The 16567-nt window shown below is 53.7% G+C and carries 13 protein-coding genes; 7 read left to right on the top strand and 6 right to left on the bottom strand.

The genetic code is table 11. The features are described from left to right. Positions 1–280: 280 nt before the first annotated feature. Entirely contained in the window at positions 281–1471 is a 1191-nt protein-coding gene (gene uxuA / locus ACTJI9_RS11315; RefSeq protein WP_307281668.1) for a mannonate dehydratase, read from the bottom strand. A 36-nt stretch (positions 1472–1507) separates the two neighbouring features. Then, on the bottom strand, positions 1508–2278 hold the full coding sequence (locus tag ACTJI9_RS11320; RefSeq protein ID WP_115054567.1) for a GntR family transcriptional regulator: 771 nt from the start codon (positions 2276–2278) through the stop codon (positions 1508–1510). Positions 2279–2473: 195 nt separating this feature from the next. On the opposite strand from ACTJI9_RS11320, the gene uxaC reads away from it, so the two are divergent. The 6 genes from uxaC (at position 2474) to ACTJI9_RS11350 (ending at position 9550) form a co-directional block, all read left to right on the top strand. Continuing rightward, the gene (uxaC, locus tag ACTJI9_RS11325; protein WP_440808062.1) at positions 2474–3871 is read left to right on the top strand and encodes a glucuronate isomerase; all 1398 of its coding nucleotides are present in this window, start codon (positions 2474–2476) and stop codon (positions 3869–3871) included. Positions 3872–3887: 16 nt separating this feature from the next. After that, positions 3888–5366 carry a mannitol dehydrogenase family protein gene (locus ACTJI9_RS11330; RefSeq protein ID WP_440808064.1) on the top strand — a complete coding sequence of 493 codons (1479 nt, stop codon included), beginning with the start codon at positions 3888–3890 and terminating at the stop codon, positions 5364–5366. A 117-nt stretch (positions 5367–5483) separates the two neighbouring features. Next, complete coding sequence (locus ACTJI9_RS11335) at positions 5484–6662, top strand: ABC transporter substrate-binding protein (protein WP_115054800.1); 1179 nt, start codon at positions 5484–5486, stop codon at positions 6660–6662. A 61-nt stretch (positions 6663–6723) separates the two neighbouring features. Then, positions 6724–7791, top strand: coding sequence for an ABC transporter ATP-binding protein (locus ACTJI9_RS11340; protein ID WP_115054564.1), 1068 nt, complete (start codon positions 6724–6726; stop codon positions 7789–7791). A 5-nt stretch (positions 7792–7796) separates the two neighbouring features. Then, positions 7797–8702 carry an ABC transporter permease gene (locus ACTJI9_RS11345; RefSeq protein ID WP_440808066.1) on the top strand — a complete coding sequence of 302 codons (906 nt, stop codon included), beginning with the start codon at positions 7797–7799 and terminating at the stop codon, positions 8700–8702. Between the two features lie 2 nt (positions 8703–8704). Then, positions 8705–9550 carry an ABC transporter permease gene (locus ACTJI9_RS11350; protein ID WP_307281657.1) on the top strand — a complete coding sequence of 282 codons (846 nt, stop codon included), beginning with the start codon at positions 8705–8707 and terminating at the stop codon, positions 9548–9550. Between the two features lie 56 nt (positions 9551–9606). Here the strand turns inward: ACTJI9_RS11350 and ACTJI9_RS11355 are convergent, their stop codons facing one another. The 4 genes from ACTJI9_RS11355 to ACTJI9_RS11370 all read right to left on the bottom strand — a co-directional run bounded on the left by ACTJI9_RS11355 (position 9607) and on the right by ACTJI9_RS11370 (position 14566). Beyond that, positions 9607–10623 (bottom strand): Gfo/Idh/MocA family protein, encoded by a 1017-nt coding sequence (locus ACTJI9_RS11355; RefSeq protein ID WP_440808069.1) that lies wholly within the window; start codon positions 10621–10623, stop codon positions 9607–9609. Then, positions 10620–11660, bottom strand: coding sequence for a Gfo/Idh/MocA family protein (locus ACTJI9_RS11360; RefSeq protein ID WP_337354126.1), 1041 nt, complete (start codon positions 11658–11660; stop codon positions 10620–10622). Before ACTJI9_RS11360 ends, ACTJI9_RS11355 begins: the two co-directional genes overlap by 4 nt. Positions 11661–11672: 12 nt before the next feature. Then, complete coding sequence (locus ACTJI9_RS11365; RefSeq protein ID WP_440808471.1) at positions 11673–12863, bottom strand: ABC transporter substrate-binding protein; 1191 nt, start codon at positions 12861–12863, stop codon at positions 11673–11675. A 176-nt stretch (positions 12864–13039) separates the two neighbouring features. Then, positions 13040–14566, bottom strand: a complete 1527-nt coding sequence (locus tag ACTJI9_RS11370; protein WP_440808071.1) for a UxaA family hydrolase — start codon at positions 14564–14566, stop codon at positions 13040–13042. 549 nt (positions 14567–15115) lie between these two features. On the opposite strand from ACTJI9_RS11370, the gene ACTJI9_RS11375 reads away from it, so the two are divergent. Then, on the top strand, positions 15116–16555 hold the full coding sequence (locus ACTJI9_RS11375) for a calcium-binding protein (protein ID WP_440808073.1): 1440 nt from the start codon (positions 15116–15118) through the stop codon (positions 16553–16555). Positions 16556–16567 lie beyond the last annotated feature (12 nt).

Consider the following 16567-nt stretch of genomic DNA (forward strand, 5'->3'; position numbering starts at 1 on the left):
GAACAGTTGAGTCTATCTGAATAGAAATGCCAAGTTACTAAAAAAACTTGTCTTATTGTGACTCAAAACGTGATCACGGTTGCTTATCTGGGGTTTAGATATGCCTCTGGGGCTTTCGAACTATGGCGATAATGTGATGATTTATGATCGAATTATTAAACAGGATGCCATTAAGATGTGGGTTGGCGCGAAAAGGATTAAAAACCATTAAGTCTTTAGATGTAGAAAACCCCGGCTCGATTTGAACCGGGGCTGAAGAAAATCCAAAATGTGATCAGATTTAAACGAGTGCGCTCGCGTCCAGAGCGTGAATAATACCGCGCAGCTCGGCAAGCCCCCGCAGACGACCGATTGCAGGGTACCCGGGGGTAACTTCCTTGTTCAGATCATCAAGCATGCGATGACCATGGTCCGAGCGGAAAATAATGCTGTCCGACTTGGCACGCTTCCTATCTTCGGCGAGCAATTCGCGCAACACCGCAACCATATCAACATCGCCTTCCAAATGCGCTGCTTCATGGAAACTGCGCCCATCGCCCTCACGCGTTGTTGCACGCAAATGGGAGAAATGAATGCGCGAGGCAAAGCGCCGCGCAATCTTTGGCAAATCATTATCGGCGCGTACGCCAAGGCTCCCTGTACAGAAACACATGCCATTTGCAGCAGATGGCACAGCGTCGAACAAGGCGGCATAATCGGCTTCCGTCGAAGCAATACGCGGCAAGCCAAAGAGCGAACGGGGCGGATCATCCGGATGCAAGGTAAGCTTCACGCCAAGATCGTCGGCCACAGGCGTCACAGCTTCAAGAAATTCGATCAGATGCTTGCGCAAACGCGGTGCATCAATGCCGGAATAGGCTTCAAGCTTGTCGCGGAAGGCAGGAATAGTAAGCGGTTCAGTAGTCGACCCTGGAAGCGCACTCGCAATATTGCGGGTGAGGTCAGAAATCTCCTGTGCGCCCATGGCTTCGTAAAGATCGCTGGCGATTTCACGATCGGCAGCAGAATAGTCTTTTTCAGCGCCGTTACGCTGCAGGATATGCAGATCGAATACGGCGAAGCTGTTATGGTCGAAACGCATGGCCGTCGAGCCCGTGGGCGTTACATAATCAAGATCTGTACGGCACCAATCGACGACGGGCATGAAGTTGTAGCAAATGACCTTGATGTCATTGGCGCTAAGCGCCTCCATGCTGGCGATCCACGCGGCAATTTCGTGCTTTGCCGCGCCACCAAGACGCTTTACGGCATCAGGAATTGGAATGCTTTCCACCACGGACCATGTGAGCGGTGTACGATCCGATGGAGTCGATTCAATTAATGATTTACGAGCGCGAACCTGATCTGTCGTCCAAGCCTCGCCGATTGGCACTTCATGCAGGGCAGATACAATATCGGTCGCGCCTGCCTGACGCACATTATCCAGCGAAACCCCGGCCTTGGGTCCAAACCATCTCCATGCCTGACGCATTATTCCTCCGTCAAATTTTCGTATTCCAACCGCGGATCAGACAAATGATCCAGGGTGGGTTTTTCTCAATGTTTCAATGTCGGGAATGACGGCATTCAAATGCTGCTTCATTGCCGCGCAAGCGGCGGGAACGTCATGGCTTTCAATCGCGTCGCGAATGATCTTGTGTTCGGAAAGAACATGGTTCATGCGGCCCAGACCCGGCAGCGTCATACGCCGTGCCCGGTCAATCTGCACTTTCACGGGTTTTAAATAGTGCCAGATGCCAGGATGTCCGGATATTCCCGCGATGGCCTCATGAAAGGCCTCATCAGCTTCGTGGAATGCGCTCATATTCTGCCGATCGGCAAAGAAATGCTGGCGGGCGAGTATCTCGTCCAGCCATTCCACATCCTTCGCCGTCGCAACCGCCGCCGCGCGTTCGACCGTAGCGCCTTCAAGCGCCTGCCGGATGATCACCGCTTGCGGTATCAATGCTACAGGAATACGGGCAACGAAAGTTCCCGATTGCGGAAACACGTCGACAAGTCCGTCTTCAACGAGGCGGATCAATGCTTCGCGGACAGGCGTGCGGCTCACACCGAAACGCTCCGTCAAAACTTTCTCGTTAAGTGCGGTGCCAGGCGTCATTTCCATGGCGACAATGGCTGCATGAAGTTCGCGATAAATAGCCATCGCGGTGGTCATACGCCCTGCCGGAGCGCCTCTCGAACTGGATCGCGCAGCTTGAACGGCGCGATCAGGCTTGGATTCCGGCGCTGGCGATGCTAGCTCCGCAGTCTTCCCCCCGACATTCTCTGCTGTCATTTCAGCACTCCATTTCCACCTATCACAGACCGTCAGTCTCATTGAATGATGGAATTCCGTATAAATTCATAGTCCAATGGCATCGTTATCCGGCGATATAAACGCGATCGCACGCTGTTGACATACTAATATATTATTATTTACTCTTCGCCAAGATCATCGTTCACATCAATTGAACGGCGGCGAGGAACATCCATGGCACTCCACCCAGACAGACTATTCCCAATTGAATCTGACGCGCGTTTGATTGCGAGACGCTTGTTCGACGCAGTGGAGCGTCTACCTATCATCTCACCACACGGCCATACGGATCCATCATGGTATGCCAAGGATAAGGCTTTTCCCGATCCTGCCAGCCTTTTTGTAAAGCCCGACCATTATATTTTCCGCATGCTTTACTCGCAAGGTATCCAGCTTGAGGATCTTGGTGTGCCAAGACAGGATGGCGGGCCGGTCGAGACCGACGGGCGCAAGATATGGCGCTTGTTTGCGAAACATTTTTATCTGTTTCGAGGCACTCCATCACGACTTTGGTTCGAGCATGCACTCGAAACCGTATTTGGGATTGAAGAGCGCCTTACGGAGAAAAATGCAGACGCGCTCTATGACAAAATCGCTGGTCGGTTGGCTGATCCATCAATGCGTCCCCGGGCCCTCTACAAACAGTTCGGGATTGAAGCCATCTCCACCACGGATGCCGCTACAGACGATCTGGCCGCACATGATGCGATACTAAAATCCGGCTGGGATGGCCGCGTGGTGCCAGCCTATCGCCCCGATGCCGTGATTGACGCATCGCGTCCGGATTTCCGGAGCAATGTTGAGAGCTTCACCGCTTTGGCTGGCACGAAGCTTGATTACCAGGGTTATCTTGAAGCTCATCGCATAAGGCGAGCCTACTTCAAGAAGCGTGGCGCTACATCATCAGATCATGGCCATCCGAACGCGCGTACCGCCAATCTTTCGGCTTCGGAAGCTTCGGCATTGTTTGAGCGTGTATTGAAGAACGCCTCAGTGGCCGATGCGGATCTTTTCCGAGCTCAAATGTTGACCGAAATGGCGCGCATGAGCACCGAAGACGGGCTGGTCATGCAGATACACCCGGGTTCCTTCCGAAACCATAATGCATCGGTGTTCGAGCGCTTTGGCATGGATAAGGGTGCCGACATTCCGCGATCAACAGGCTATGTGGAGGAATTGAAGCCGCTATTAGACGCATTCGGCAATGATAGCCGCCTGACACTCATTCTGTTTACGCTGGATGAGACAAGTTACAGCCGGGAACTTGCACCTTTGGCAGGTCATTACCCTGCCCTGCGGCTCGGACCTGCATGGTGGTTTCATGATAGTCCTGAAGGGATGCGCAGGTTTCGTGAATTGACGACTGAAACCGCTGGTTTCTACAATACGGTCGGCTTTAACGATGACACGCGAGCTTATCTCTCCATCCCGGCGCGGCACGATATGGCGCGTCGTGTCGATTGTTCATTTCTTGCCCGGCTTGTTGCCGATCATCGACTGGACGAAGACGAGGCGCATGAAGTCGCCCATGACTTGGCCTACCGCCTGGCAAAACAAGCCTACAAGCTTTGACTGAAAGAATACAAAAATGACTAAACCAGCACGTCTTTCCAACGCTACGCTTTCACATCTGTCAAAGGAGGTGACGCGCCCTGGATATGATCGAAGCCAGACAAAAATCGGCATAGTTCATCTTGGCATTGGAGCTTTTCATCGCGCGCATCAGGCAGTTTATACGGATAGCGTATTGGCCAGCGGCGATAATAGCTGGGGTATCCTCGGCGTGTCTTTGCGCAGTGGTGATACACGTGATGCTTTGGAGCCACAGGACGGGCTTTATACCGTTGCAACACGCAGTGGAGATGAAGACAGCTTCCGTGTGATCGGAAGCATTGGCGGGCTTATGGTCGCCCCGGAAAATCCGGCTGCCGTTCTCGACGCCATGACGAATGCGGCGGTTCGGATTGTCTCGCTTACCGTGACCGAAAAGGGCTATTGCTATTCACCGGCTTCCGCAGCGCTCGACGAAGCTCATCCCGACATTGTTCACGATCTTGCGAACCCCGCTGCTCCGAAATCGGCGATAGGCTTCATCGTTGAAGCTATTTCTCGTCGGCGCGCCAATAAGATCGAACCTTTTACGCTTCTATCGTGTGACAATCTTCCCGCAAATGGCGAGACGTTGCGACGTGTCGTGACACGCTTTGCTGAACTGCGCGATTCCGAACTTGCAAATTACATCAAGGAGAAAATCGCCTTTCCATCAACGATGGTTGATCGCATTGTTCCAGCGACCACTGAAGCTGACCGCGCAACGACTTTGAGCGCAACAGCGCTGGTTGATGCCTGGCCGATTATGACCGAACCCTTCACGCAGTGGGTTATAGAAGATCATTTTCCGGCTGGCCGACCAGCTTGGGAAAATTTCGGCGCAACCTTCGTGGAAGATGTCGATGCTTTTGAACTGATGAAGCTTCGGCTCCTGAATGGCAGCCACTCCACATTGGCATATCTTGGCTATCTGGCCGGCCATGAAACGGTCTCGGACGTTATGAAAGCTCCAGGTTTCAGCGAACTCATCAAAGCGATGATGGATGAGGAAATTTCCCCTACGCTTCCACCGCTTCCGGGCTTCGATCTGGAGGCTTACAAGGCGCAATTGCGTGAACGCTTCTGTAATCCTGCTCTTAGGCATCGTACGTGGCAGATTGCCATGGACGGCTCACAGAAACTGCCCCAACGCCTTTTGAATACTATCCGCAAATGTATCGACAACGGCTTGCCGTTTGATCGTCTGGCGCTCGGAGTAGCAGCCTGGATGCGATACGTGACTGGCGCAGACGAAAAAGGCGACACTATCGACGTTCGCGATCCGCTTGCATCTGAACTCAAGAAGCGCGCAGCGAACAAGAACAATGCCGAGGAGTTGGTGACCGCCCTTATCGGAATGGACCAAATATTTGGACAGGATTTGCCAGAAAATGAAGCATTCGTTCAATTGGTAAAGACCCAACTTGCGAAGGTGATGCGACTTGGAGCAGCAAAAACCGTTACACAGATAGTCTAAGATGAAGGCCCTTGCTATCTCCATCTGATAGATTAATATATTAGACAATACTGACCAGTCGGGAAGCTGGTCGTGCCCGAAAATAGGGCGAGAGAATTAAACAGGGAGGAAGTCATGATCCGCATTACACGCAGGCACGCTATTGCCGGATTGGCGGCGGTTGCCACCTTGCCGGCAACACGTCTTTTTGCTCAATCCAAACTGGCTTTGCCGAGTTCACCCATCACATTGAATATTGCTGACGTGGCGGGCAACCTTGCACTGACGCAAACGGCGATCGAAAACTACGCCAAGGCAAAACCGGAACTCGTTTCTAAGATCACCTTCACGAAAGCGCCGGCACCGGAACTTCCCGGAAAAATCAAGGCGCAGCAGGCCGCAAACAGGCTCGATATCGATCTTGTATTGACGGGCACAGATGCGCTTTCGGCGGGTCTTGACCAGGATTTGTGGGTCAAGCTTTTGCCTGATCATTCGGCTTCCTTGCCCGATCTTGCTAAAATCTATCTCGAGCCTGCGCACCGCATGCTCGCCTTGGGCAAGGATCACGGCGTAATCGTAACCTATTACCCCTCTGGGCCGCTCCTCGAATATATGCCAGAGCGTGTGAAAAAAGTTCCAACGACCGCCGAGGAACTGCTTGCGTGGGCAAAGGAAAATCCAAACAAGTTCCTCTATGCGCGCCCCGCAAACTCCGGCCCGGGCCGTACATTTTTGATGGGCCTGCCCTATTTGCTGGGCGATATCGACCCGCGAGATCCGGTCAAAGGCTGGGACAAGACCTGGGCCTATCTTAAGGAATTGCACAAATATATTGAATACTACCCAACCGGCACGGGCGCCTTGATGAAGGAACTCGGCGAAGGAACGCGCGACATGACCGTTTCCACCACCGGCTGGGATATCAATCCACGTGTGCTGGGCGTTGTCCCGAAGGAAGCCGCTGTTGCACCGTTGAAAGGTTTCCATTGGGTCGCTGACGCGCATTACATGTGCGTGCCAAAAGGTATCGCCGATGAGAAGCTTGCTGTTCTGCTTGATCTGATGAGCTTCCTGCTTACACCAGAGCAGCAGGCATATACTTATGATCAAGGTTACTTCTATCCGGGTCCTGCGGTGAAGGATGTTCCCATTACGATGGCCCCCCAGGAAAGTCAGGATGCCATCGCTGAATTCGGTCGTGCCGAATATGCTGACTGGATCGCCAATAACCCGGTCGAAATTCCCCTCGAGCCATCATCCATGGTCGTGGCTTTCCGCCGCTGGGATGAAGAAGTCGCAGCCAAAAAGTCCTGATCCCTAGACGAACATGGAGCCATCCGGTGAGACCGGATGGCTTATAATTATGAGGTAATCGATGCTGCTTGCGTCATCCCCGTTCAAGGAAATCCGTCTCGATCGGATGAGCCGTGCCTTCGGTTCGCACAATGCGCTTAAAGATGTTTCTCTTTCGATCCGAAAAGGAGAATTCATCGCTTTGCTCGGCCCTTCCGGCTGTGGCAAATCCACGGCGCTGAACTGCATCGCCGGTCTTCTGTCCACTACGGGTGGAGGTATCTTCATTGACGACAAGCGCATTGACACGTTGAAGCCCGAGGATCGCGGCTTTGGTATGGTGTTTCAGAACTATGCGCTTTTTCCGCATATGACCGTCAGACAGAATATCGGCTTTGGATTAAAGATGCGCCGCGTGCCCAAGGCTGAGGCTGAAAAGCGCATCGAAGAAGCCTTGAACCTGGTGCGGTTGCAAGGACAGGGACATAAATTGCCAGGCCAGCTTTCCGGCGGTCAACAGCAGCGTGTCGCCATTGCCCGTGCCATTGTCATCGAACCGCCTTTGGTGCTGATGGACGAGCCGCTTTCAAATCTCGATGCGAAGCTGCGCCTTGAAATGCGCGCCGAAATCCGCCGTATTCACAACCAGCTTGGTGCGACAACCATCTATGTAACGCATGATCAGGATGAAGCTTTGTCGCTTGCTGATCGGGTTGTCGTGCTGCGAGATGGCGAAATCCGTCAGGTTGGCGTGCCGAGCGATCTCTATGAGCGTCCCGACCATTTGGATGTGGCTGAATTCATGGGATATCGCAATCGCCTGACCGGGAAAGTCATTGCGGTTGACGGAGATAAGACCAGCATTGCCGTTGGCGCTTCAACGCTATCCGGAATTGCCCGAGACACGTTGAAGGTTGGTGACACTGCAGTTGTGGCAGCTCGTGCCGATGATGTTGTCGCGGGGACGAAATCCGGAACGACTGTCGAAGCTGTCGTCGAAACCATCGAATATCGCGGTCGTGAATTCGTTGGGACCGCTCGCACTGCTGAAGGGCTTGAGCTTGTATTTCATGCCCCTCAGACGGCTGCACTTGGCAGCGCTATCTGGCTTTCAGTCGATCCGGCGCGCGCGCTGGCTTTTGCGGCGTGACAGCCATGATCAGTGTGACCTCAACGCCTTCGGTCAACCATTTATCTTTGCGCCAGCGGCTCGCCCTGCGCGGGATTGACGGTGTGACATTGCTTGTCTTGCCTGCGGTTATTTTCCTGCTGGCGGTTTTTATCTACCCGTTCATTTACGGTCTTATCCTCTCCTTTGAACCCAAAGAGGGAGGCATGTTTGCCAATTATCAGAAATTCTTCTCCGACCCGTTTCTCTATGACACGATCCTGACGACGCTTTGGCTTGCGGTGCCGGTTACCCTGATAAGCATTGCCATAGCCCTGCCGGTAGCCTTCCGTGTTCGTCTGATGACCCACCAGCGTTTGTTGACGACGATACTGGTTTTGCCAGTTACGCTTGGCACGGTGCTAGTAGCAGAAGGATTATTGAACTACCTTGGTCCGCAAGGTTGGTTCAGCCGTACATTGATGATGATCGGCATGATCGACAGTCCGGTAAAGCTCACCAATAATTATTGGGGCGTTTTCGCATCGCTGATCATTACCGGCTTTCCATTCACCTTCCTGCTGACCCTGTCCTATGTTTCAGGCATCGACCCGGCATTGGAGCAGGCTGCCGCCACGCATGGCGCAAAAAGTTGGCAGCGTTTTCGTTATGTGATGTGGCCTTTGCTTGTGCCCGGCCTCACCATTGCGTTCTGTCTGTCCTTTGTGCAGGCCTTCGCAGTCTTTCCTTCAGCCGTTCTGCTTGGCGCGCCGGCAGGACCCACCCGCGTTATTTCCATTGCAGCCTATCAGGCAGCTTTCGAGCAGTATGACTATTCAATGGCATCGGCCATCGCCATGATCATGGCAGCCGTCCAGTTACTGATTGTGGTGTCACTGCTCTCTATTCGTAACTTGTTCTATCGCGGCTCGACCGCTGGCGGAAAGGGCTGACGATGATCCGCGATACGACCATTGGAGCAAAGCTCTGGATCACTGCCGTATGGGTGGTGGTCGCCTTCTTCATCATCAATCTTCTGGCGATGATCGCAACAGTCGTCATATCCTCTTTCGGCACCCGTTGGCTTGGCACTTGGCTACCCGCCGGATGGACGACAAAATGGTATTTCACCGCATGGTCGGAATTCCAGCTTAGCGACGTGCTGATCGTTACATTCCAGATTGTCTTCACGGTGGTAGCGCTTTCGGGCCTGCTCGGCGTTACGGCTGCCTATGCTTTGGCGCGCCGCAACTTTCCCGGCAAGAAACTGATCATGCTCCTGTTTCTTTTGCCGCTGCTTGTGCCGCCGATTACCTTTGGTATTCCACTGGCCACGGTGCTCTATCAAGCGGGCGTAGGCGGCACTTTCTGGGGTGTGGTTCTTGCCAATCTGGTGCCGACAGTGCCCTTCGTTATTCTGGTGATGATCCCCTTCATAGAGCAGATCGATCCGAAGGTTGAAGCTGCCGCACGGGTGTTTGGAGCCGGCACATTCCAATTGTTCCGATATGTGCTGCTGCCAATGCTCCTGCCCGGCATACTAGCAGCGCTGCTATTGGTACTGGTGCGCACGGTGGCTATGTTCGAGCTGACCTTCCTGACCGCCGGACCAACCAGCCAGACGCTTGTGGTCGCCCTTTACTACTCTGTATTTGCATCCGGCGTTCGTGCTGTGCAGTCCATCGACGCGATGGCGGTTGTCTATATGGTCACCACGCTGGTCTGGTTGCTTATCGCACTGCGTTTCGTCAACCCGACACAGATCGTGGCACGGGCAAAGACACAACAGACAACGGCCTGATCTGCACATGCAAAACCCGCCGGAATCATTCCGGCGGGTTTTCATTTCAAAGCTGCTCAAACTGGCTGGAAATTGGACGGATCCGCCCGGATGATATCCGCGATAAATTTTTGGGTCGCCAGAGCTTCTTCCCCTGTCACTATTGGGTCCCGTTTTTCGGCGACTGCGGCCAGAAAATCCGCAATGAGCGCCCGATGCGCATCATGGGGGAAATCCATGATATTCGCCCCACTGCCGGACTTGCCTTCCGCCTCGATGATTTCCTCGTGTCCATCCAACCAGGAAAGCTTCAAGGCGCCGCCCGCAAGATGAGCCGAACCAAGCGATCCGGTGATTTCCAGCGTTTCCGGAAAACCCGGAAAGGCGGCTGTCGTGGCCAAAAGAGATGCAGGCGCGCCATTGGCCAGGGTCATTAAGGCTGTAACATGATCTTCCGATTCCATGCGATGCAGCGCGGTCGTTCGTACCTGGGAAGCCACAATAGTGCTGATGGGAAGAAGCGAACGGAACAAATCCAATGCGTGGATTGCCTGCGATAGCAGCACGCCTCCCCCATCGCGAGCGAAGGTTCCCCTTCCACCTTCATCATAATAACTCTGCGGACGCCACCAGGGTACGCGTAGCGACGTTGCCTGCACATCACCCAGACTCTTGTCTTCCAGCGCTTGGCGTAGCCTGAGGCTGGCGGGCCTGAACCTGTGCTGCAATACAACACCGAATGTCAGCCCGCCGGCACGGCCGCGTGAAACAATCTGCTCCGCACGTTGCAACGTAATGTCCAACGGTTTTTCCAGAAGCACATGTTTGCCAGCGGCAAAACTCTTCTCGGCGATTTCAAGGTGGGCATTGGCCGGTGTCAACACCAGCACAATGTCCACCGCAGGGTCTGCGATGGCAGCATCAACATCGTTGGTCACCGGAAAAGGAAAACTCTTCGAAAACTCTTCCGTACGCTCCTTTGTCCTGCTGGCCGCCCATATCACATCCACCTTGTCCTGAAGGTCGACAAGGCTTTTCGCATGGGGCAGCGCCGCGGGCCCAAGGCCGATGATTGCAAGGCCGGGCATTTTCATTGCTTGTTCTCCTGCGGTCGAAACGCGGGGCGGTGCGCGAGGATGGTCGCGCGTTTTTGTGCGTCAAGCGCCAGTCTGCTCACGGTAAAGACGTGGCTTTGCTTCATCGTGGTTTCACTGCGCTCGCGCACATCCGTCAGAAAGGTCCTGAAGTAAGTGATCGGTTCCCGGCTGGCATCCATATGTTTTGTGCCCTTGCCGTTCACGAGGAACACGTGGTCCGTCCCGTCGCGACCGGCAATATCGACATATTTACGCAGCTCGATCGTGCCTTCTGTGCCAAGTATGATCAGCCTGCCGTCGCCCCAGGTGGAAAGCCCATCGGCGGTGAACCAATCCACGCGAACATAGCCGGTTGCCTGATCGCTGCGCAGTAACACTTCGCCAAAATCCTGAAACGCCGGAATATCGTCGGCACCAAAATGGCCAATTGCGCTGGATATGATCTCCGCAGTGTCAGACCCTGTATAGGTCAGAAACTGATCGATCTGGTGCGAAGCAATATCGACCAGAATGCCGCCGTAAAATGCAGAATCGAAGAACCAGTCAGGCCGAATGGGGCGGTTCAGTCTATGGGGTCCAAGACCGATAGTCTGGATTACACGCCCGATGGAACCCTCATCAATCAGCTTCTGCGCCACTCCGGTTGCTGGAACAACGAAACGCTCCGAAAAGCAGATGGAAAATATGCGTCCCGTTTCCGCTACGACCTTTTCGATCTCTGCAAGCTGTGCGTAATCGGTGATCCCCGGCTTGTCCGACATCACGTCCTTGCCAGCCTTCATGGCCGCAATGGCAATTGCTGCGCGCTCACTTGGCACTGCCGCTGTAACGATTATATCAATCGATGGATCATCGATAAAAACCCGGCCATCGGGTACGGATTTGAGGTCGGGAAAACGCTCGGCAATGCCTTCAAGAATTTTCCCGTCTGATGTTTGCGAAACGAAACCGGCGCACTCAGCGCCGGCTTCAATCAGACCATTGATCATATGGTAGATATGACGATGATCAATGCCAATGACGGCAAACCGCATGACTTTTACCTGCTACTTGTTCATCTTATTGGCACCGACTTCACGGTCCCATTTTTCAAAAGCTGCAACAAGCAATTGCGGCTTCAAGGGAGCCTCCACCGGATATTTCGCGATCAAATCTTCATAGATTGGGCGCCCAAACTCGGCGATGACATCCTGGCTTTCCTGCGGCGCCATATTGAGCGGAACGTCCTTTACTGCCGGACCGGGATAGAAATAGCCCTTGTCATAGGTATAGGCCTGCTGCGCCGGTTCGAGCATGTAGGACATGAGCTTGAGCAGCACGGCAACCTTGTCATCACCAACCCCGCGCGGAATACACATGAACTGGGTGTCCGGAACCCAATGGGTGCCATCAAGCGCAAAGGTTTCTGCTTCCTTGGGTACTACGCCAAGGACGCGCGGATTAATATCCCAACCGAAGGTGGACACGATCATATCACGCGTGCCTTCAGCAAACTCCTTCATGGTCGCGGTGGTGCCGGGTGGGTAATAATCAATGCCCTGATCGAGTTCTTTCAAATATGCCCATGTCTTTTCCCAGCCATTGATGGGATCGCTGGGGTTTTTATCGCCGAGAATATAGGGCATGGCCATCAAGAAGGTCCATCCGGGTCCCGAATTAACCGGGCGCGCGTAACAAAAACGGCCGGGATTCGCCTTGACCCAAGCGAGCAATTCTTCCGCATTCTTTGGCACTGTTTTGACGCGATCCGGCGCATATTCAAACAATGGTCCGGAGGGTGAGTAGACGACAGCCACGCCTTCATTTTGGCCGAAATTCTTCTGCATCATGAGTGCCTTCTCATGATAGATTTCATCTGCTTTCGGCAAGAGGTCCGGGTATTTCGTCCAGACATCGATCCAAAGACCTTGTGTAATGCCATCTGACATAGCGCCGGGGCCTGTCAGCACCAGATCAATATCGACCCGGTTGGCAGTCTGCTGCGCCTTGAGCTTGGCCGGAAGCTCCGGTGAAGGGGCGCGCGAGAAAATCACTTTCGATATAAGTGCTGGATTTTCCTTGGCAAACTTCTCGATTGCCGCCTGTGTCAGCTGCAGATTTCCAGCTACATCGATGATGTTCAGCGCAACAGGTGATGATGGCAGAGGTAGTGATTGCGCAAAAGGAAAGCGCGGCAATGCAGTTATTCCGGCAATGCCAGCCAATCCCCCGATTGCTTGTCTGCGATTAATTCGGATCATTATTTTCCTCCCAGAAATGACCGATTATTCTTATTTCTCCCAAAACAAGAATAATCATATTAGTATATTAATCGGAGGAAAAGCAACCCGGCCTCAATATTCGCCTAAGTCGGGAATTCCATAAAAAAGGGAGCCCCGGCTCCCTTGATTTAACTCATTTCTTTGGAGAGACCTTACATTGTGGCCCCGATTTGCCATGGCACGAATTCCGCATCGCCATAGCCCAGGGCCTCGGATTTGCTGCGCTCACCTGAGGCGATCTTCAGGATATGCTCGAATATTTCGCGTCCCTTGTCTTCGATGGAGACACCGTCGATGACGTCACCGCAATTGATATCCATATCCTCGATCATCTGCGTATACATCGGGGTATTGGTGGCGAGCTTGATGGAAGGCGTCGGCTTGCAGCCATAGGCAGAACCACGGCCCGTGGTGAAGGCAAGAATATTGGCACCGCCTGCCACCTGGCCCGTCGCGGAAACTGGATCGTAGCCGGGAGTATCCATGAAAACCAGACCGCGCGCCGTAACTGGTTCCGCATAGCCATAGACCGCTTCGAGCGGCGTTGTGCCAGACTTTGCCACCGCGCCAAGCGACTTCTCAAGGATGGTGGTCAATCCGCCCGCCTTATTGCCGGGTGAAGGATTATTGTTCATTTCCATGCGGTTACGCGCCGTGTAATCTTCCCACCAAGCGATGACCGATTGCAGGCGTTCGACCGCTTCAGGGTTTGAAGCGCGCTCAATCAACAGGTGTTCTGCACCATAAATCTCCGGCGTTTCGGAAAGAATGGCGGTGCCACCCTGCTGCACCAGAAGATCAACGGCCGCGCCCAACGCCGGATTGGCGGTGATGCCGGAATAACCGTCCGAGCCGCCGCATTGCAAGGCGAGCATGAGTTCCGATGCGGGAATGGTTTCGCGCTTCACATTTGCCGCTGTCGGCAGCATGTCACGCACGGCAGCGACACCCGCTTCCATGGTCTTACGCGTGCCGCCTACCTCCTGAATTGTCAGGCTGCGGAATGTGTCGCTTTCGACAATATTATAGGCTTCTTTCCAGCGTCCGATCTGGAATCCCTCGCATCCAAGGCCGACCATGAGCACTGCGGCGATATTGGGATTGGTTGCATAGCCCCACTGGGTACGCTTCAAAACCTCGTAACCCTCACCCTTCACATCAAGCGCGCATCCACCGCCATGAACCAGCGGAATTATGCCGTCAACCATCGGATATTCGTCAAGAATACCGGACTTTTGCACTGCCTCAGCGATGAACCGGGCAACCGAAGCGGAGCAGTTCACGGAGGTCAAAACGCCGATATAATTGCGCGTTCCGGCACGCCCATTGGCGCGGCGAAACCCTTCAAAAACAGCACGTTGGCTAATGGGCAGTACGCCATGCACGGAGGTCGCGTGAGCCGCATCAGGTTCGCGCGCGAAATCGCTGTAGTCGAGATTATGTTCATGCACCCATTGGCCTGGCTCGATCTGCTTGGAAGCAGAACCAATGATCTGGCCAAATTTGCGAACCGGCTCACCCTTGGCAATCAACCGCGAAGCGAGTTTGTGGCCGCGCGGCACGCGATCCGTTACGGTAACATTTTCAATGCGTTGCCCGACCTGAAACGTGTCGACAGCAACGACGACATTGTCGCTGGCATGCAGGCGCAAATGCCGCGGTGCAGTGAGGGTGTCCATGTAACTCTCCAATTGGTCAATTAATATATTAGTCGCGTCGCGCTGGCTTGCAATGTGTCAAGATGAAACAGCGGAAACATTCCGGGTTAAAAGGCTGAGCTCACGGTGAATTATCAACCGATCACAACTAAAACACACGCTGCGATAGAGAATATTCGGCAAAAATTTCCAGTTTTTGGGGAAAAATCGGCAAACATTGCGAAATTTCCAACCGATATGGTCAAATCACGCAGGAGACAAAGCTTTCTTTTCAATTTTCCAGGAAGCAAAATTCACAGACCCCCCATGAATTTCGGCGGCCATGGCCAAACTTTTTTTCGGAGGCAATTGGCGGCATAGGGCTCCGTACCCTTCGTTACTCAAACCTGCGTTCGTTGAAAGATAAGCGAAATTCCAAATATATTTTAATTCAACTTTTGAAATATATTGAAGCTATATTTCAAACATACTTTGTCATAAAAATTTGGGTTGGAATAGAACCAAATTTGTAGTTCATATTCAAAATATATCCAAGCTTATCTGAGTTAAACTCTCCAATCGAGGACTGCCATGGCGCTCAATCAATCCCTGCTCGACCTTTTGAATATTCATCCGGAAAATGGTCTCGACGAGGTCATTGTCGGCAATAATGGCGACGACACAATTTTCGGTGGAAGCGGCAACGAATATATCGAAGGTGGAAGCGGAACCGATTTGCTGTTCGGCAATGAGGGTATCGACACGCTGGGTTATGCCGGTTCGAAAGAAGGAGTCATGGTACGTCTGGGCGGACTTGACGGTTCGGGCACGCTCGGCGGTTGGCATGGCGATGCGGAAGGTGACCGGCTTGCCGTCGGTTTCGAAAACGTTGTGGGTTCCGGTTTCAACGATGTCATTTCCGGCGATGCCGGAGACAATGTTCTGGCTGGCCTCGACGGGGATGACGGCCTTGGCGGCGGCGGCGGCAATGACACATTGGTCGGCGGTGCCGGCAATGACTGGCTGGACGGCGGAACAGGCGACGACAAGCTGCTCGGCGGCGAAGGCGAAGATTACGCCTATGGCGGCGCTGGCAATGATGTTCTCGACGGCGGCAATGGCGATGACCGGCTTAGTGGCGACGAAGGCGACGACCAATTGCTCGGCGGTGCCGGTAATGATTGGCTCGACGGCGGTACGGGAAATGACTATCTCAATGGTGGTCTGGGCGATGATCATATTCGCGGCGATGCTGGCGACGACACACTGATCGGCGGCGCTGGCGATGACGTTCTGAATGGCGGCGACGGCGACGACCGCATCAGTGGCGGCACCGGCAATGACGCGATTGACGGCGGCGAAGGAACCAACTGGATTGATGCCGGGGCTGGTGATGACGAGATCCACACCAGCGGCGCTGCAAACTGGGTCAATGCTGGCGACGGCGATGACAAAGTGTTTGGTGGCTCCGGCGATGACAGGATCAGCGGCGATGGCGGCGATGATCAGCTGAATGGTGGAGCCGGCACGGATTGGATTGATGGCGGCGATGGCAATGACACGCTGTTAGGCGGCGAAGGCGATGATTTCCTTCGTGGCGGCTCAGGCGACGATGTCCTGAATGGCAGTGCGGGCGATGACCGCTTGAACGGCGGCGAAGGCAACGACATTCTTAATGGTGGCGACGGCAATAATTGGCTGAGCGGTGGGTCTGGAGCAGACACGTTTATCTTCGAGACGTTCGGGCGGACTGCCCACATTACCGACTTCAGCGCAACTGACGGTGACAAGATCGATCTGAGCCGTCTCGATGCGGATACAAATACCGCTGGCAACCAGCCTTACCATTTCATTGGCGAAAGCGACTTCTCCGGTGCGGCAGGCGAATTGCGGATCGTGGTGCCGGAACAGGCAAGCGATACGCAATATCTGCATATCGAGGCTGATAGTGACGGCGACGGAATTGCCGACCTTATCATTGAGGTCAATAATACGGACCATGACTGGTCGGCAAACGACTTCAATCTGTAATGGAAATGAGAA

The organism is Phyllobacterium sp. 22552 (assembly GCF_052044585.1).
GTDB classification, from domain to species: Bacteria; Pseudomonadota; Alphaproteobacteria; order Rhizobiales; family Rhizobiaceae; genus Phyllobacterium; species Phyllobacterium ifriqiyense.

What these genes read in the sequence shown, in the direction of transcription:
- uxuA (WP_307281668.1), bottom strand. Translation starts at nt 1,471, where the DNA reads ATGCGTCAGGCATGGAGATGGTTTGGACCCAAGGCCGGGGTTTCGCTG.
- ACTJI9_RS11320 (WP_115054567.1), bottom strand. Translation starts at nt 2,278, where the DNA reads ATGACAGCAGAGAATGTCGGGGGGAAGACTGCGGAGCTAGCATCGCCA.
- uxaC (WP_440808062.1), top strand. Translation starts at nt 2,474, where the DNA reads ATGGCACTCCACCCAGACAGACTATTCCCAATTGAATCTGACGCGCGT.
- ACTJI9_RS11330 (WP_440808064.1), top strand. Translation starts at nt 3,888, where the DNA reads ATGACTAAACCAGCACGTCTTTCCAACGCTACGCTTTCACATCTGTCA.
- ACTJI9_RS11340 (WP_115054564.1), top strand. Translation starts at nt 6,724, where the DNA reads ATGCTGCTTGCGTCATCCCCGTTCAAGGAAATCCGTCTCGATCGGATG.
- ACTJI9_RS11345 (WP_440808066.1), top strand. Translation starts at nt 7,797, where the DNA reads ATGATCAGTGTGACCTCAACGCCTTCGGTCAACCATTTATCTTTGCGC.
- ACTJI9_RS11350 (WP_307281657.1), top strand. Translation starts at nt 8,705, where the DNA reads ATGATCCGCGATACGACCATTGGAGCAAAGCTCTGGATCACTGCCGTA.
- ACTJI9_RS11355 (WP_440808069.1), bottom strand. Translation starts at nt 10,623, where the DNA reads ATGAAAATGCCCGGCCTTGCAATCATCGGCCTTGGGCCCGCGGCGCTG.
- ACTJI9_RS11360 (WP_337354126.1), bottom strand. Translation starts at nt 11,660, where the DNA reads ATGCGGTTTGCCGTCATTGGCATTGATCATCGTCATATCTACCATATG.
- ACTJI9_RS11370 (WP_440808071.1), bottom strand. Translation starts at nt 14,566, where the DNA reads ATGGACACCCTCACTGCACCGCGGCATTTGCGCCTGCATGCCAGCGAC.
- ACTJI9_RS11375 (WP_440808073.1), top strand. Translation starts at nt 15,116, where the DNA reads ATGGCGCTCAATCAATCCCTGCTCGACCTTTTGAATATTCATCCGGAA.